Annotated in this window: 13 protein-coding genes; all 13 read left to right on the top strand. The window is 39.3% G+C overall.

What is annotated here, in order from left to right:
- The first annotated feature begins 1,105 nt into the window (after window positions 1-1,105).
- The 13 genes from yabG to mfd all read left to right on the top strand — a co-directional run bounded on the left by yabG (window position 1,106) and on the right by mfd (window position 13,906).
- Window positions 1,106-1,990: a sporulation peptidase YabG gene (gene yabG, locus AC6CHV_RS24565; RefSeq protein WP_341329575.1), complete on the top strand. Its 885-nt coding sequence runs from the start codon at window positions 1,106-1,108 to the stop codon at window positions 1,988-1,990.
- A gap of 244 nt (window positions 1,991-2,234) precedes the next feature.
- Entirely contained in the window at window positions 2,235-2,504 is a 270-nt protein-coding gene (gene veg, locus AC6CHV_RS24570; protein WP_077620147.1) for a biofilm formation stimulator Veg, read from the top strand.
- A 289-nt stretch (window positions 2,505-2,793) separates the two neighbouring features.
- Window positions 2,794-2,979, top strand: coding sequence for a small, acid-soluble spore protein, alpha/beta type (locus tag AC6CHV_RS24575; protein WP_121449310.1), 186 nt, complete (start codon window positions 2,794-2,796; stop codon window positions 2,977-2,979).
- Window positions 2,980-3,159: 180 nt separating this feature from the next.
- Window positions 3,160-4,029 (top strand): 4-(cytidine 5'-diphospho)-2-C-methyl-D-erythritol kinase, encoded by an 870-nt coding sequence (gene ispE, locus AC6CHV_RS24580; protein WP_121449309.1) that lies wholly within the window; start codon window positions 3,160-3,162, stop codon window positions 4,027-4,029.
- Between the two features lie 54 nt (window positions 4,030-4,083).
- The gene (gene purR / locus AC6CHV_RS24585) at window positions 4,084-4,944 is read left to right on the top strand and encodes a pur operon repressor (RefSeq protein WP_121449308.1); all 861 of its coding nucleotides are present in this window, start codon (window positions 4,084-4,086) and stop codon (window positions 4,942-4,944) included.
- On the top strand, window positions 4,941-5,315 hold the full coding sequence (locus tag AC6CHV_RS24590) for a Rid family detoxifying hydrolase (protein ID WP_121449307.1): 375 nt from the start codon (window positions 4,941-4,943) through the stop codon (window positions 5,313-5,315). The genes purR and AC6CHV_RS24590 overlap by 4 nt, the downstream gene beginning before the upstream one ends.
- A 143-nt stretch (window positions 5,316-5,458) precedes the next feature.
- A complete protein-coding gene (gene spoVG / locus AC6CHV_RS24595; RefSeq protein WP_010285377.1) occupies window positions 5,459-5,749 on the top strand; it encodes a septation regulator SpoVG in 291 nt (96 codons plus the stop codon).
- Between the two features lie 305 nt (window positions 5,750-6,054).
- The gene (gene glmU, locus AC6CHV_RS24600; RefSeq protein ID WP_341329576.1) at window positions 6,055-7,434 is read left to right on the top strand and encodes a bifunctional UDP-N-acetylglucosamine diphosphorylase/glucosamine-1-phosphate N-acetyltransferase GlmU; all 1,380 of its coding nucleotides are present in this window, start codon (window positions 6,055-6,057) and stop codon (window positions 7,432-7,434) included.
- Between the two features lie 17 nt (window positions 7,435-7,451).
- Window positions 7,452-8,405 (top strand): ribose-phosphate diphosphokinase, encoded by a 954-nt coding sequence (locus AC6CHV_RS24605; RefSeq protein WP_341329577.1) that lies wholly within the window; start codon window positions 7,452-7,454, stop codon window positions 8,403-8,405.
- Between the two features lie 94 nt (window positions 8,406-8,499).
- Entirely contained in the window at window positions 8,500-9,135 is a 636-nt protein-coding gene (locus AC6CHV_RS24610; protein ID WP_341329578.1) for a 50S ribosomal protein L25/general stress protein Ctc, read from the top strand.
- Between the two features lie 187 nt (window positions 9,136-9,322).
- Window positions 9,323-9,886, top strand: a complete 564-nt coding sequence (gene pth, locus AC6CHV_RS24615) for an aminoacyl-tRNA hydrolase (RefSeq protein WP_341329579.1) — start codon at window positions 9,323-9,325, stop codon at window positions 9,884-9,886.
- A 99-nt stretch (window positions 9,887-9,985) separates the two neighbouring features.
- A complete protein-coding gene (gene fin, locus AC6CHV_RS24620) occupies window positions 9,986-10,216 on the top strand; it encodes an anti-sigma-F factor Fin (RefSeq protein WP_121449302.1) in 231 nt (76 codons plus the stop codon).
- Window positions 10,217-10,369: 153 nt separating this feature from the next.
- Window positions 10,370-13,906 (top strand): transcription-repair coupling factor, encoded by a 3,537-nt coding sequence (gene mfd / locus AC6CHV_RS24625; protein WP_498079871.1) that lies wholly within the window; start codon window positions 10,370-10,372, stop codon window positions 13,904-13,906.
- Window positions 13,907-14,021: the final 115 nt, after the last annotated feature.

Consider the following 14,021-nt stretch of genomic DNA (forward strand, 5'->3'; position numbering starts at 1 on the left):
GACACGCTCGCGAAGAAATTACCTTGTGCAGTCCGAAGATAGCAAAACTTCAGACTCACTTGTGCAAAAATTGCCTAGCGTTGTCCGAAGATACCTCAACTTCAGACAAAGCCCAGCAGAAATTACTTAGCGTAGTCCGAAGATACCAAAACTTCGGACACACATGAGCAAAAATTGCCTAGCGTTGTCCGAAGATGCCTCAACTTCAGACACACTCTTGTGGAAATTGCCTGGCGTTGTCCGAAGATACCTCAACTTCGGACGCACCTCAGCAGAAATTGTCTAGCGTTGTCCGAAGATACCTCAACTTCGGACACATTTGCGCAGCTTATGCCCTCTGTTGTCCGAAGATGTCTAAAATTCAGACACACCCTTGTGGAAATTGCCTAGCGTTGTCCGAAGATACCTCAACTTCGGACACAGCCCAGCAGAAATTACCTAGCGCAGTCCGAAGATACCTCAACTTCAGACGCACCTCAGCAGAAGTTACCTTGAGCTGTCCGAAGTTACCAAAACTTCGGACACAGCCCAGCAGAAATTACCTAGCGCAGTCCGAAGATACCTCAACTTCAGACGCACCTCAGCAGAAGTTACCTTGAGCTGTCCGAAGTTACCAAAACTTCGGACACACCTCAGCAGAAATTGCCTAGCGTTGTCCGAAGATGCCTCAACTTCAGACACAGCCCAGCAGAAATTACTTTGTGCAGTCCGAAGTTACCAAAACTTCAGCCACAGCCCAGCAGAAATTACCTAGCGCAGTCCGAAGATACCTCAACTTCGGACGCACCTCAGCAGATATTGCATTCCCTTGCCCGAAGAACCCAAACATCGACCACACCCCAACAGAAATGGCCTTCCATTGTCAGCAATACTTTATTACCTGGTAGTTTTTTGATTAAAATTTATTTGACATTAATCAAATGCGGGCGGATATGATAATTAAACTGTTAGTAATTCAAAACGGAATACGTTACTGAATAGTAAGCCCTTTGTCTTTTTTAGGTTGTTCCACTTTCTTTCCTCTCACCACTTTTGCCTATTCTGCATAGGCTAACCAGTAGGTATCTCATAAGCGCAAATTACCTCGAAGTTGGAGTGGTTGAGGATGGAAATAAAAGTTGGTGATATTGTTGCAAGGAAATCATATCACTTTGACCTTTTGTTTAAAGTAACAGAAATTGCACATGATCAAACAGTTTATTTATATGGTGAAGATGTAAGGTTGATTGCAGATGCTCCATACGATGATTTAGTTCTAGTCGATGAGAACGAAAGACAGAAGAGACAGCGGACTGATCGAGAAAAAGTGGATCATTCCTATCGCCTTTTTCGACAAGATTATCAGTTAATTAGGCAAAAAAATGAATATCTTGCTACAGGTGGTTATTCAAGTGATACAGAGTTTTTTCAAATTCCAGGAAGAGTCCTGCATATTGATGGTGACCCCAATTACTTAAAAAAGTGCCTAGCGTTATATGAGAAGATAGGTGTTCCTGTATATGGAGTACATTGTCATGAAAAGGAAATGCCAGATAAGATTGATGAGTTACTTGATAAATATAGACCTGACATACTTGTGATAACTGGGCATGATGCATTTTCAAAGTCGAAGGGAAAGGTTACTGAACTAAAGGCATATCGGCATTCTCGCCATTTTGCTCAAACGGTTCGACAGGCAAGAAAACGAGTTCCGCATTTAGATCAACTTGTTATTTTTGCAGGTGCATGCCAGTCCCACTTCGAGTCTTTGATAAGAGCGGGTGCAAATTATGCAAGTTCACCTTCAAGAGTCAATATTCATGCGCTAGACCCTGTATATATCGTTGCAAAGATTTGTTTTACACCATTTGATGAAAGAATTAATGTATGGGATGTCCTACGAAATACATTAACAGGAGAAAAGGGCCTTGGAGGGATTGAAACGAAGGGTGTATTACGCACGGGTATGCCTTACCAAAAATTAGTGGATGAAGAAGAAGGGGATCTCTAACGTGTTACGCTAGAGATTCTCTTTGGTATTTTATTACATATATAACGATTGAAAAATATGTCGATGAAAGAAATCTTGATTTTTATACATATTAGCTACACTTTTGAACATACTATCGGTTGTGCACTAAGAAAAATGTAGGAAAATATATATTGACAAGTATTTTGTATCATTGTTATAATTTTAGTTTTGTTTGACGTTTTAAGATTTATTTGGTATACTTAAAATAGTGAGGTGGAGTGAAATGGGAAAAACTTTGCTTGATATCAAAAGGTCTTTAGATACAAATTTAGGCAAGAGGCTTACTTTAAAGGCGAACGGTGGTCGTAGAAAGACAATCGAGCGCTCGGGAGTACTCGCTGAAACGTACCCCTCTGTATTTGTAATTGAACTAGACCAGGACGAGAACTCGTTTGAGCGAGTATCATACAGCTATGCTGATATCCTTACAGAAACCGTTCAATTAACATTCTTTGATGAGACATCTGGGAACATTGCTATAAGTGGGCAGTAGACATTGTGTTTGCTGCTTTTTATTTTGTTTAAAAACGTGGTACTTTTTTAATGTCTAGCTTTAGGCGCCATTGGCTCTTTGGTCTAAGCAAATTGCTATTGAAGGTAAAGTACACCTTCTGTTAGAGATTTGCTTATGCTTGTTGCCGAAGTGCGGGCGCCTTTTTGCTTTTCTAAAAAAAGAGCCACGTTTTTTGTTTAAAAAAGAATTAATAGGATAAATTGTTACTATAATTATCCCTTGTTTTTCTAATACTAAGGTTGTCGTAGCTAGAAAGGGGTTGTAGTTATTGGGAAGACGTAGAGGAATTATGTCGGAAACCTTTAAAGAAGAGTTAGCAAAAGAACTTGGTTTTTATGACACTGTAAAAAATGAAGGTTGGGGTGCAATTCGTTCACGTGATGCCGGTAATATGGTAAAACGGGCAATTGAAATTGGGCAACAACAGCTTGCTAATAAGGGGAAAAACCAGTAAAACAGTTTCTTGAACTACGACGCCGGAGCAGATTCGCTTCGGCTTTCTTTATATAAGAATAAGGTCATTATGAACGATTTACATAAAAAACCGTGCAGACAGCACGACATCACTGTTTTACGTTGTTTACTTTATGGTACAATGTCAATATTGAATTTTACGTTTAAAGCAGGTGTTTTCATGAAATTATTAGTTAAGGCCCCGGCAAAGATCAATTTAGCGCTCGATGTATTACATAAGCGCCAGGATGGTTATCATGAGGTGCGGATGATCATGACTACTATCGATCTATCGGACAGGCTTGAATTATCCGATTATGAGGGGGATGAAATTAAGGTCGTTTCCCATAATCGTTTTGTACCGGATGACAGCCGTAACCTAGCTTATCAGGCTGCAAGCTTACTGAAAAAGCGATACGGAGTAAAAAAGGGCGTCGTTATTTCGATTACAAAATCAATACCAGTGGCTGCAGGGCTCGCTGGTGGAAGCAGTGATGCAGCCGCAACGTTAAGGGGACTAAATAAATTTTGGAACCTTGGTCTGAGTTTAGACGAACTAGCATCGATTGGAGCTGAAATTGGCTCAGATGTGTCCTTTTGTGTTTATGGTGGGACTGCCCTTGCGACTGGCAGAGGTGAAATTATAACCGAATTACCTGCACCCCCACATTGTTGGATCATATTAGCAAAACCAACAATAGGGGTCTCAACAGCAGATGTCTATCGGAACCTTTCAATTGATCAAATCAATCATCCAGACGTGGATGGGATGATTCGAGCAATTGAAATGAAGGACTTTGGCGGGATTTGTGATCGTGTCGGAAATGTATTAGAGGATGTAACTCTTAAGCTCCATCCGGAAGTAGCAAACATAAAGGAGCAAATGAAACGGTTCGGTGCGGATGCAGTATTAATGAGTGGAAGTGGACCTACTGTTTTTGGACTTGTTCAAAGAGAATCTAGAATGCAGCGGATTTATAATGGATTGCGTGGCTTTTGTGACCAGGTTTATGCAGTTAGATTGCTTGGTGAGCGAAATAAGGTTGAATAAAAACGTATATTAATGGTATATTATCTATAAAATATTCGGTTTTTGGAGGCAGCCATGAAATTTAGACGGAGTAGTAGACTTGTTGATATGACAAATCACTTGCTTTTACATCCACAGCACCTTGTTTCTCTCTCTTATTTTGCTGAAAAATATGATTCTGCTAAATCCTCAATTAGTGAAGATCTAGCTATTATCAAGCAAACGTTTGAGCAGCAAGGAATTGGAACATTAATTACAGTAGCAGGAGCTGCTGGAGGAGTAAAATTTATTCCAATGGTCGGGGAAGATGAAGCGAGTGAGGTTGTTGAGGAACTTTGTAAGGTAATAGCAAATCCAGATAGGCTTCTTCCGGGTGGTTATTTGTATCTTACTGATATACTAGGAGACCCGAGAATTGTTAATAAAATCGGGAAAATCTTTGCTTCTATTTATTCCAATCATGAGATTGATATTGTTATGACTGTTGCAACAAAGGGGATACCATTGGCATATGCAGTTGCATCATATCTAGACGTTCCCGTTGTCATTGTAAGACATGACAATCGAGTGACTGAAGGCTCTACTGTAAGTATTAATTACGTATCCGGATCTACAAAGCGGATACAGACAATGGTACTAGCTAAGCGGAGTTTGAAGGAAGGAGCAAATGTCCTAATTATCGACGACTTTATGAAAGCTGGCGGAACTGTAAATGGAATGGTTAGTATCCTTGAAGAGTTCAATGCAAACGTTAAAGGGATCGGTGTCCTAGTTGAATCTGAAGGTGTAGAAGAAAGACTAGTGGATGAGTACATATCCTTAGTAAAACTTACAGATGTTGATGTGAAAGAAAAACAAATTAAAGTTGCTGTTGGAAATTATGAATCATACTTACGACAAGTAGAAATTGAAGATGAGATGGGGGAAGAAGAATGAGGCAGGTACAAACGAATCAAGCACCCGCTGCAATTGGACCATATTCACAAGGAATCATTGTCAATAATATGTTTTTTAGTTCTGGGCAAATTCCTCTAACACCAACTGGTGAACTTGTTAGTGGAGGAATTAAAGAACAAACGGTACAGGTTTTTAAGAATCTGCAAGCTGTTTTAGCTGAAGCGGGCGCATCTCTTGAAACAGTTGTTAAAGCTACTGTATTTATTAAAAATATGGATGACTTTGCAGAACTAAATGAAATTTATGGGGAATTCTTTGCCGGGCATAAACCAGCCCGCTCTACTGTTGAAGTGGCAAGACTTCCTAAAGATGTTTTAGTAGAAATTGAGGTAATCGCACTCGTAAAATAATAGCGTTATTCACTAACATTCTGTTCATTCACAAAAAAGTATGAATCTTTTTAAAAAAATATTTGATATTTAGCAGGAGATTCCGATTTTTCGTTGAATATGAATAACTAAGTTTTTATATAGTCAAAAAGGTGGTGAACAGAATGGAAGTGACAGACGTTAGATTACGCCGCGTTAATACTGAAGGTAGAATGAGAGCGATTGCATCAATTACGTTAGACCATGAATTTGTTGTACATGACATTCGTGTAATCGATGGAAACAATGGTTTATTTGTTGCAATGCCAAGTAAACGTACTCCAGATGGTGAGTTTCGCGATATCGCTCATCCAATTAACTCAAGTACTCGTGGAAAGATTCAAGATGCTGTACTAGCTGAGTATCACCGTTTAGGTGAAGTAGAGGTTGAGTTTGAAGAAGCGGGCGCATCATAAAATAAAAAATTATTACATCAAAGAGCCTACATATACATAGGCTCTTTTTCTTTCCCTCCTTATCCCCAATAAACTTTTTCCAGTTAAAAAAACATGTACTTTCGTTAGTTTTCTTGAAAATGGTCTCTTTTTAAGATATATTCGAAATGGATAAAAAGGTTTAACATTTTGCAATTGAGGTTTGCATAATGCTAAAGCCTCTGGCGGAGATATGCGATTTCAAAGAAAAATTTTCAGGCGTGCTCGAAAATTTTGGTCGCAATTTCACCGAGGCGAATTTGATTAGGTTAATTGGAGGCCTGAACATGACAAAAAGATACGGCGTAATTTTGGCCGCTGGGCAAGGAACACGTATGAAGTCTAAGCTTTACAAGGTACTGCATCCTGTATGTGGAAAACCAATGGTACAGCATGTAGTAGATCAACTTTCAACATTATCCTTACAAAAACTCGTGACAATAGTTGGACACGGAGCAGAAACTGTAAAAGCACAAATTGGAGATAAAAGCGAATATGCCCTTCAAGCTGAGCAATTAGGCACAGCGCACGCTGTTATGCAGGCAACAGACCACTTAGCAAATGAAAAGGGAGTAACATTAGTCGTTTGTGGAGATACTCCGCTTATAACAGCAGAAACGATGGAGGCGTTATTAAAACAGCATGAAGATGCTGGCGCTAAGGCAACAATCCTAACAGCTGTGGCTTCGGAGCCAACAGGTTATGGGAGAATTGTCCGTAATGCAGAAGGACATGTGGAGCGTATCGTAGAACATAAAGATGCAACAGATGAAGAACGAACAATTACCGAAATCAATACGGGTACATATTGTTTCGATAACGAAGCACTATTTGAAGCGCTTTCAAATGTATCCAATGACAATGTACAGGGCGAATATTATCTTCCAGATGTCATTGAAATTCTGAAAAGTAAGGGCGAAATTGTATCTGCATTCCAAACAGCATCATTCGAGGAGACACTTGGAGTGAATGATCGTTATGCCTTATCTCAGGCAGAAACGTTAATGAAACAAAGAATCAATAAACAGCACATGATGAATGGTGTTACCATCATCGATCCGGATAATACGTACATTTCATCAGATGCCAAAATCGGTTCAGACACTGTTTTACATCCCGGTACTATGATTATTGGCGATGTTGAAATTGGTTCGGATTGTGAGATTGGTCCAAATTCAGAAATAAAGAATTGTAAGATTGGTGATCGTACTGTGATCCGACATTCAGTTGCACATGATAGTAGTATTGGAAATGATGTAGCAATCGGACCGTTTGCGCATATCCGTCCAGCATCTCAAATTAGTGACAAAGTAAAAGTTGGAAACTTTGTTGAGCTAAAAAAGGCTGTTTTTGGTGAAGGAAGTAAAGCATCTCACTTAAGCTATATTGGAGATGCGGAGGTTGGCACAAATGTAAATATTGGTTGCGGCTCTATCACTGTCAACTATGACGGAAAAAATAAATTCTTAACAAAAATCGAAGACAATGCATTTATTGGATGTAATTCAAATTTAGTGGCTCCAGTGACAGTTGGCGAAGGAGCATACGTTGCGGCTGGCTCAACAATAACAAGTGAAGTCCCTAGCAACGCACTTTCAATAGCTAGAGCTCGCCAAGTTAATAAAGAAAATTATGTAGAGATCTTAAATCAAAAGAAAAATTCCTAATGGAGGTCAGTAAGATCATGCCTAATGAATACCGTGACTCAAGTTTAAAGGTATTTTCGTTGAATTCGAATGCACCTTTGGCTGAAGAAATTGCTAAGTCAATTGGTGTTGAGCTTGGGAAGTGCTCTGTAACACGTTTTAGCGATGGAGAAATTCAAATTAACATTGAAGAAAGTATTCGTGGATGCGATGTTTTTGTTATTCAATCAACGAGTGCTCCTGTAAATGAACATATCATGGAAGTATTAATTATGATTGATGCACTTAGACGTGCTTCCGCAAAGACTATAAATATTGTCATGCCTTATTACGGGTATGCAAGACAAGACCGAAAAGCACGTGCACGTGAGCCAATTACAGCAAAGTTAATTGCAAATCTGTTAGAAACAGCAGGTGCAGATCGTGTAATTACGTTAGATCTTCATGCACCGCAAATCCAAGGCTTTTTTGATATCTTGATTGACCACCTAATGGGCGTGCCAATTCTTTCTGATTATTTCAAAGCCAAGAATCTTGAAGATATTGTTATTGTATCTCCAGATCATGGTGGGGTTACACGTACACGTAAAATGGCGGATCGTTTAAAGGCTCCTATCGCGATTATAGATAAGCGTCGCCCAAGGCCAAATGTGGCAGAAGTGATGAATATTGTTGGTAACATTGAGGGGAAAACGGCAATATTGATTGATGATATTATTGACACAGCAGGGACAATTACGTTAGCTGCAAATGCACTTGTCGAGAATGGTGCTTCTGAAGTATATGCATGTTGTACACACCCTGTATTATCAGGACCAGCAATTGAACGTATTCAAAATTCAAAAATCAAAGAATTGATTGTAACCAATACGATTCTATTGCCAGAAGAGAAACAAATCAGTAAGATCAAGCAGCTTTCTGTAGCTCCACTAATCGGTGAAGCAATCGTACGTGTTCACGAGCAACAATCAGTAAGCACATTATTTGATTAAGAAAGCTTCCTTTCTTTTTAAAAAGAAGGTTTACTTCATCATCTTTAGGGGAAATTTAGTAATATGACTAAATCTTCCAAGGATGGTGTATAGAATGTCTGTAGTTTTAGAAGCGACAGAACGAGTAAAGGATAAAAATTCTACATTAACAAAGATTAGACAAGCGGGAAACATCCCGGCAGTCTTAAATGGGCCGAATCAAAGTCAACCCATTTACGTAAATAGTGCAGACTTTTTAAAAACGATTCGCACCACTGGTCGTAATGGAATTATCAAACTTGCAATTCAAAATAACCAGCATTCTGTTATGCTACAAGAAGTTCAAACAGACCCAATTAAAAGTGAAATCATTCATGCAGATTTCCAAATCGTAAACATGTCAACAGAAGTTACCGTTGACGTGAATATTAATTTAGTTGGGGAAGCGTCTGGAGTGAAGGATGGCGGAGTGCTTCAGCAGTCCATCCATTCAGTGTCCATTTCTGCACTTCCAACCGATATTCCGCAAACAATTGATGTGGATGTGTCAAACGTAGAGGTTGGCGATGTTGTTACGTTAGAGGACATTGATACAAAAGGTAAATTTACAATTAACCAAGATACTTCACAGGTCGTGGCTTCTGTTCTTGCACCACGACAGGAAGAAGAGATTAGCACAGGAGAAGAACAAGAACCTGGCGAACCTGAAAACCTAGAGGGTAGAGAAACTAACGAATCTGAAGAAGGCTAAAGAAAAAGGTTGGACGTGACCAAAACGGTTACGTCCTTTTGCGACATCCAGTTCCAGGCGCCATCAGCTCGAGGTCATAAGACAATCACATCTGAAGGTAAAAGGCACCTTCTGCCAGCGCTTGTCTTATGCTTGTCGCCGATAGATGGGCGCCTTTTACTTTTGAATTAACAAGGTGGGGGAAAAAATGAAGTTGATAGTAGGGTTGGGAAATCCCGGTAGGCAATACGAGGAGACAAGACATAACGTTGGGTTTAAGGTTATTGATGAGCTTTCTAATCAATTACATATACCGCTGGATAAGGCAAAATTCAACGGAGTATTTGGTCAAGGCATGGTGAATGGGGAGAAGGTTATTCTTTTAAAGCCTCTCACATATATGAATTTATCGGGAGAAAGTATCAGGCCACTCATGGATTATTATGATATTCTAGTTGAAGATATACTTGTTGTATATGACGAGCTTGACTTACCAGTAGGAAAAATTAGGTTGCGCGAAAAAGGAAGTGCAGGGGGCCATAATGGAATGAAATCCATTATTCAGCACCTGAGCACTCAGGAATTTAAGCGTATTCGAATTGGAATCAATCGCCCTACAAACGGCATGAAGATAGCTGATTATGTCTTAGGTCGTTTTCCAGCTGAGGATTTGCAGGATATTCAAGATGCAATCCAAAAGTCCGCTGAAGCTGCAGAAAAATGGGTGTCAACATCATTTTTACAAGTAATGAACGAATTTAATGCAAAGTAGTGTAGTATGATAAGGTAAGAGGCAGTGAATAAAGAATCCCAACGCGGTTTATACTAGAAAGTGTAAACTATGGTCGTATCCGTAAAAAGGAGGATTCTTATGTCACTACACTACCATTGTCGACATTGTGGTGTGAAGGTTGGAAGTATTGATAACCTATCCCTACATAGTGAGAGTCTTGGATTTCATCAATTAACTGACCAAGAACGACAAGAGATGATATCTTACCAATCAAATGGCGACATTCATGTAAAAACAATATGTGAAGATTGTCAGGAAGCGTTGCAACGGAATCCTGATTTTCATCAATATGAATCATTTATTCAATAAGAGGAAAAGCTTTGGCCTTCGCAACCAAAGCGTTTTTCTATTTATGTAAAAAGGCGCGAAGCTCCATTTTACGAGATTCACATCCAATGAATGAATCTATTTAAGCACGAGTTACTACTATACACGTAAAAACTTCGAGAGGGGGTTTCCGAGTTGCTTAAGGGACTACAACAATATGTTGGGAATAATGATGAGTTAAAATCAATTATAAATGGAATTGAAGGAGGCTTGCGTGAGCAATTAATAGCCGGTATATCTGGTTCAGCTCGAACTGTGTTTGCGGCAGCTCTCTATAGACAAACAAATCGACCGATATTGGTCGTTACCCATAATTTGTTTCAGGCACAGAAAATTTATGAGGATTTAAACGGTCTTTTAGAAGAAGACGAGGTTTTTCTATATCCTGTGAATGAATTAATTGCATCAGAAATAGGAATTGCAAGCCCCGAGTTAAAAGGCCAGCGTATTGAGGCTCTAAATTATTGGAGTCATCAATCAAAGGGTGTCATAGTTGCTCCAATAGCAGGTTTAAAGAGACTCCTTCCACCTAAGAAACTATGGAATGAAAGTCAGCTGACATTTACGGTTGGACATGATATAGAAGTGGAGTCTATTTTAGAAAAACTGGTTGAGATGGGATATGAACGTGTGTCAATGGTATCAGCACCCGGGGAATACAGCGTAAGAGGTGGAATTCTCGATATCTATCCCTTAACAGAAGAAAATCCTGTACGTATTGAGTTATTTGATACAGAGGTAGATTCCATTCGCACATTCTCACTAGAGGATCAACGATCACAGGCGAAAATTGACTCAATCACTATTGGACCTGCTACCGAAATTTTATTAACACCTAAGCACTTAGATAAAGGCGTACATGTATTAGAAGAAGGACTAGCAAAAAGCCTTAAAAAGGTTAAAGATGAGAAAGCAAAAAAACTGTTATTAGAGAACATTTCCTACGAACTTGAACAGATGAGAAGTGGTCAAATTTTGCAGAAAATGTTCAAATATCTATCTCTTGTCTATGATACGCCTGCTAGTTTACTAGACTATTTACCTGCAAATGGTCTCGTACTTTTAGATGAAATTAGTAGAGTTCAGGAGATGGCTGATAGTCTTGATAAAGAAGAAGCTGAGTGGGTAACAAGTCTTTTATCGCAAGGGGAGATTATTCATAACATTACCTTGTCTCACCAATTTACAAAGCTTATACATCAGTCAACTAATCCTTTGGTTTATCTATCTCTTTTTCTAAGGCATGTACCACATACAAGCCCACAGAACATTTTAAATATGTCCTGCAAACAGATGCAAAACTTCCATGGCCAGATGCATGTCCTTAAAGCAGAATTGGAACGATGGCAGAAGGGTAAATATACAGTTATTTTCCTTGGTTCAAATGAGGACCGAGTGAAAAAGCTGGAACAGGTCCTGTCAGATTATGAAATCGATGTACTTACAAGTAAGAGTGATGGAGATATTTTACTAGGAAAAGCACAAATCTTGCTTGGGGATTTACAAGACGGCTTTGAATTACCGTTGCAACGAATCGCAGTTATCACTGAGGAAGAGCTTTTTAAGAAGAAAATGCAAAAAACAAAACGAAAGCAAAAGCTTTCAAATGCCGAGCGGATAAAAAGCTATTCAGAATTACAGGTTGGCGACCATGTTGTTCATGTAAATCATGGTATCGGAAAGTATTTAGGCATTGAAACCTTAGAGATTAATGGAATCCACAAGGATTATTTGCATATTCGCTATCAAGGTGATGACAAACTCTATGTACCTGTTGACCAAATTGAACAGGTGCAAAAATATGTAGCTTCAGAAGGTAAAGATCCGAAGATTTACAAATTAGGTGGAACTGATTGGAAACGTGTAAAGAAAAAGGTTGAATCCTCTGTTCAGGATATAGCAGATGACTTAATAAAGTTGTATGCCGAGCGAGAGGCAAGTAAGGGATATGCATTTTCTCCTGATGGAGAAATGCAAAGAGAATTTGAGGCGTCATTCCCATATCAAGAAACAGAAGATCAGTTAAGATCGATTCAGGAAATTAAGAAGGATATGGAACGTGAACGTCCGATGGACCGCCTTCTCTGTGGAGATGTGGGTTATGGAAAGACGGAGGTTGCCATTCGCGCTGCATTCAAGGCTATTATGGATGGAAAACAGGTTGCTTTTTTAGTTCCGACCACAATCTTGGCACAACAGCACTACGAAACAATCCGCGAAAGGTTCCAGGACTTCCCTATAACAATTGGCCAATTGAGTCGATTCCGTTCAAAGAAACAACAAACGGAAGTAACAAAAGGGCTAAAGGTTGGGACAGTTGACATCGTTGTCGGAACACATCGCCTATTGTCTAAAGATATTACGTATAAAGACCTTGGGCTATTAATTATCGATGAAGAACAACGTTTTGGTGTTACACACAAGGAAAAAATCAAAAAGTTAAAAGCGAATATTGATGTGCTTACTTTAACGGCAACACCAATCCCGAGAACGCTTCACATGTCCATGCTTGGAGTCCGTGATTTGTCCGTTATCGAAACGCCACCTGAGAATCGTTTTCCTGTTCAAACATATGTTGTGGAATACAATGGTGAACTTATAAGGGAAGCGATTGAACGGGAAATGGCAAGGGATGGTCAAGTTTACTTCTTATATAATCGGGTTGAGGATATTGAGCGTAAGGCGGAAGAAATCTCGATGCTAGTTCCTGATGCAAGGATTGCATATGCTCATGGAAGAATGACTGAGAACGAACTCGAAGCAGTGATATTAAATTTCCTTGACGGTCAATATGATGTTTTAGTAACAACAACCATTATCGAAACAGGTGTTGATATTCCAAATGTGAACACATTGATTGTTCAGGATGCAGACCGGATGGGACTCTCGCAACTTTATCAGCTAAGAGGGCGTGTTGGGCGTTCGAATCGTGTTGCCTATGCTTACTTTACATACCGAAAGGATAAGGTGTTGAACGAAGTTGCAGAAAAGCGATTACAAGCGATTAAAGAATTTACAGAGCTTGGTTCAGGCTTCAAAATTGCAATGAGAGACCTTTCTATTCGTGGTGCAGGTAATATTTTGGGAGCGCAGCAGCACGGATTTATTGATTCAGTTGGATTTGACCTTTATTCACAAATGTTGAAAGAGGCAATTGAGGAACGTAAAGGTGATACAACTACTGTAAAACCAGCTAATGTGGAAATTGATGTTGAGGTAGATGCGTATATCCCGGATGCGTACATTTCTGATGGCCGCCAAAAAATAGATATGTATAAGCGATTTAGAGGCATCACGGAGATGGAGGATGTCGAAGAATTGCAAGAGGAAATGATTGACCGATTTGGTGAATATCCAGAACAGGTAGAATACCTATTTAAGATTGCCAGAATAAAGGTATTTGCTTTGGAAGAGCAGGTTATTTCCATAAAACAAGCTAAGCAGGAAATTACCATTCTGCTCTCAGAAGAGGCAAGCAGTCAAATTGATGGCGGGAAGATTTTTAAATTAGGAAATACATTTGGCCGTATGATTAGCCTTGGAATGGAAGGTAGTAAATTAAAGATTGTTATCCAAACAAAGGGAATTGAGGCTAACCAATGGCTAGGCATTATTCATGATATGGTCAAAGGATTACAAGATGTCAAAAAGGAAAATGTGAATGCAGTTTAATTCAGGTGACATAGATGAAATTCTAACGAATAGAACCAAAGTCTGAGTTGCCTATAGTTCTTGTGTATGGTTATTTTTTCCTCTATCGAAAAATCACATTCATCGTGAATAGAAC

The organism is Ferdinandcohnia sp. GQ5 (assembly GCF_059759275.1).

Coding starts and splice junctions, on each gene's coding strand:
- glmU (WP_341329576.1), top strand. CDS start 6,055: ATGACAAAAAGATACGGCGTAATTTTGGCCGCTGGGCAAGGAACACGT.
- AC6CHV_RS24605 (WP_341329577.1), top strand. CDS start 7,452: ATGCCTAATGAATACCGTGACTCAAGTTTAAAGGTATTTTCGTTGAAT.
- fin (WP_121449302.1), top strand. CDS start 9,986: ATGTCACTACACTACCATTGTCGACATTGTGGTGTGAAGGTTGGAAGT.
- AC6CHV_RS24590 (WP_121449307.1), top strand. CDS start 4,941: ATGAGGCAGGTACAAACGAATCAAGCACCCGCTGCAATTGGACCATAT.
- AC6CHV_RS24610 (WP_341329578.1), top strand. CDS start 8,500: ATGTCTGTAGTTTTAGAAGCGACAGAACGAGTAAAGGATAAAAATTCT.
- yabG (WP_341329575.1), top strand. CDS start 1,106: ATGGAAATAAAAGTTGGTGATATTGTTGCAAGGAAATCATATCACTTT.
- purR (WP_121449308.1), top strand. CDS start 4,084: ATGAAATTTAGACGGAGTAGTAGACTTGTTGATATGACAAATCACTTG.
- veg (WP_077620147.1), top strand. CDS start 2,235: ATGGGAAAAACTTTGCTTGATATCAAAAGGTCTTTAGATACAAATTTA.
- ispE (WP_121449309.1), top strand. CDS start 3,160: ATGAAATTATTAGTTAAGGCCCCGGCAAAGATCAATTTAGCGCTCGAT.
- pth (WP_341329579.1), top strand. CDS start 9,323: ATGAAGTTGATAGTAGGGTTGGGAAATCCCGGTAGGCAATACGAGGAG.
- spoVG (WP_010285377.1), top strand. CDS start 5,459: ATGGAAGTGACAGACGTTAGATTACGCCGCGTTAATACTGAAGGTAGA.